Origin of the sequence: Lonsdalea britannica (assembly GCF_946477055.1) — a bacterium.
GTDB lineage: Bacteria > Pseudomonadota > Gammaproteobacteria > Enterobacterales > Enterobacteriaceae > Lonsdalea > Lonsdalea britannica_A.
This window is the reverse complement of sequence record NZ_CAMKXG010000370.1, coordinates 1-2,638: the sequence shown is the minus strand read 5'-3', so window position 1 is coordinate 2,638 and position 2,638 is coordinate 1. Positions and strand designations below refer to the sequence as shown.

General features: G+C 55.8%; 3 protein-coding genes. 1 reads left to right on the top strand and 2 read right to left on the bottom strand.

Translation table 11 applies throughout. From position 1 onward, the window contains the following. Positions 1–26: 26 nt before the first annotated feature. On the top strand, positions 27–515 hold the full coding sequence (gspB, locus tag Q7O77_RS16770; RefSeq protein ID WP_304169878.1) for a type II secretion system assembly factor GspB: 489 nt from the start codon (positions 27–29) through the stop codon (positions 513–515). Here the strand turns inward: gspB and gspS are convergent. Together gspS and alaC are read right to left on the bottom strand one after the other, a co-directional pair. Further along, on the bottom strand, positions 512–895 hold the full coding sequence (gene gspS, locus Q7O77_RS16765) for a type II secretion system pilot lipoprotein GspS (RefSeq protein WP_085652187.1): 384 nt from the start codon (positions 893–895) through the stop codon (positions 512–514). The genes gspB and gspS overlap by 4 nt on opposite strands. A gap of 105 nt (positions 896–1,000) precedes the next feature. Continuing rightward, positions 1,001–2,236, bottom strand: a complete 1,236-nt coding sequence (gene alaC, locus Q7O77_RS16760) for an alanine transaminase (protein ID WP_085652186.1) — start codon at positions 2,234–2,236, stop codon at positions 1,001–1,003. Positions 2,237–2,638: the final 402 nt, after the last annotated feature.

Genomic DNA, 2,638 nt, shown 5'->3' with positions numbered 1-2,638 from the left:
GACTGAATGATATTTAAGGAAAAAATGTGGACAGCACACCGGAAGTAACCTCATCGCACCCGATTTCCCGGGGCTATGTCATTCCCGGTTATCTGCTAGGCCTTTACGCCCTGCTGCTGTTCGCGCTGGGATGGTTAGGGCATCAGCGCTGGCAGGAGTTTCGCCAGACGGCCTACCCGCCCTCTCATCGCATCGTGACACATCCCCATCACACGGCGACATTACCCGCCAGCGCCGTCCCCACGCCGCCCGCGCCTTCCGCCGATAACGGCGAGCTGCCGGCTTTTACCTACAGCGCGCATGTGTTTACGTCGGAACCTGAGCGGCGCAGCATCACGCTGAACAACCAACGTTATCACGAAGGCGATAGCCCATTTAGCGGCGTGGTGATCGAGCAAATTCAGCAAGATGTCACCGTATTCAGCGTGAACGGCGACCCTTTTATTCAAGATGCGCTGGAAGACTGGCCGGGCGGAAAACCAGAATCTTCTGAGAAGAAATCGTCGTTACCTTAACCGCGAATCGCGCTGAGGAATGGAGAAATGGACAAATTAAACGCAGAACACTGCTGATCTTTCGGCGTCCCGTCTTTCAACAAGCCTTCATACAGCGTGTCGCTTAGCGGCGGCAGCATTTGAAATCCACTGACATCCCACCCCTTCTTTTCCCCCTGCCGCAGCGCGCCGCGCATCAGCGTATTGTCATCCGGCAAATCGCTGCGATTGCACTGTGCGCGCAGGTATTTTCCCGCCGCCACCAGCGAGGCAAGCTGATTGATTTGCTCATCCTGCGTGGCTCTCGCGCTCGCAGCGCGGGACGGAGAAGACGACTGGCAACCGGCGATAATCAGGCAGCAGAAGGTAAAACCGATGATGTGGAGCGAAGAGAAACGCATGAATTGATTCGTCCTTTTGATAAAACATCCGTGGGAAAAGCCGAACCGTCGTCGTCTGGCAATAAGGCGAAGACGAAAGCCCGGCGTTTCCGATGAGGCTAAATGCTAGGCGCTGTGGCCGTGTTTTTTCTGCGACGCAGGCAGAATGCCGTCCGCGCGGAACATGGACTTGATGCCCCTGACCGCCTGACGAATACGATCTTGATTCTCGATGAGCGCGAAACGAACGTGGGTGTCGCCGTAGTCGCCAAAACCAATCCCCGGCGACACGCACACTTTGGCTTCCGCCAGCAGACGTTTAGCAAACTCCAGCGAGCCTAAGTGCGCGTACGCGTCCGGTATTTTCGCCCACACGTACATCGACGCTTTCGGTTCGTCGACCATCCAGCCCGCTTCATGAAGCCCGCGCACCAGTACGTTACGGCGCTGACGGTACTGCTCCGCGATATCACGCACGCACTGCTGATCGCCTTCCAGCGCCGCAATCGCGGCAACCTGCAGCGGCGTAAAGGTACCGTAATCGTGATAGCTCTTGATTCTGGCTAGCGCATTAACCAGCTCAGGGTTTCCCACCATAAAGCCAATCCGCCATCCGGCCATGTTATAGCTTTTAGACAGGGTAAAAAACTCTACCGCGATATCTTTGGCGCCGGGCACCTGCATAATGGAAGGTGCCTGCCAGCCGTCATACACGATATCGGCATAGGCCAGATCGTGTACCACCAGTACGTCATATTGCTTCGCCAGCGCGACGACTCGCTCAAAGAAGTCCAGCTCGACGCACTGTGCCGTCGGGTTGGAAGGGAACCCCAGAATCATCATCTTGGGTTTAGGAATACTTTCGCGGATAGCGCGTTCCAGCTCGTTGAAGAAGTCAACGCCGTCCACCAGCGGCACCGAGCGAACCTGCGCGCCGGCGATCACCGCGCCGTAAATATGAATGGGATAGCTGGGGTTCGGCACCAATACCGTGTCGCCATGATCCAGCGTCGCCAGCATCAGGTGCGCCAGCCCCTCTTTGGAGCCGATGGTGACGATAGCTTCGCTGTCCGGGTCGATATCGACCTGATAGCGATCGGCATACCAGCGCGATATCGCTCTGCGCAGACGCGGGATGCCGCGAGACGTCGAATAGCCATGCGTATCTTCGCGCTGGGCGACCGTACAGAGTTTTTCAACGATATGCGGCGGCGTGGGGCCATCCGGGTTGCCCATACTAAAATCGATGATGTCTTCGCCGCGACGGCGCGCAGCCATTTTCAATTCAGCGGTGATGTTGAAGACATAAGGGGGAAGACGATCGATGCGCGAAAAACGGCGCGGGGAGTTGCTATCAGCCATAAATACCTCGTAGTCACGTAAGCGCCCGGACCGTCCGAGCGACGTATTGACCCGCGAGCGGGTCAGCTTTCAAGCTATCCCAGATTCCAGACTCTGTCGATAAGCTCGGCGTAAAAATTTAACGCCCTATTCGCCCATAAGCGAAACCACGCATGACGGATTTCCCGTTTTCCAATGGAACAAGCGGGGAGACGCCTCGCGTCATTTGAGGGGGATTTATTTCCGAAGCATTTTTAGAAAGGTATTAAAAATAAGCGATCACTCCGGCTTGAAAAACCGACGTCATTCTGACCGAATGAGCGGCCGCATTGCATTATTTTGGGGCCCAGCCATAAGTCATTCTCACCAAAAGAGCTGTCTCTTATACACATCTGACGCTGCCGACGAAGAGGATAGTGTAGA

Bases quoted from the DNA above. Each gene is read 5' to 3' on its own strand.
- gspS (WP_085652187.1), bottom strand. From the start codon at position 895: ATGCGTTTCTCTTCGCTCCACATCATCGGTTTTACCTTCTGCTGCCTG.
- alaC (WP_085652186.1), bottom strand. From the start codon at position 2,236: ATGGCTGATAGCAACTCCCCGCGCCGTTTTTCGCGCATCGATCGTCTT.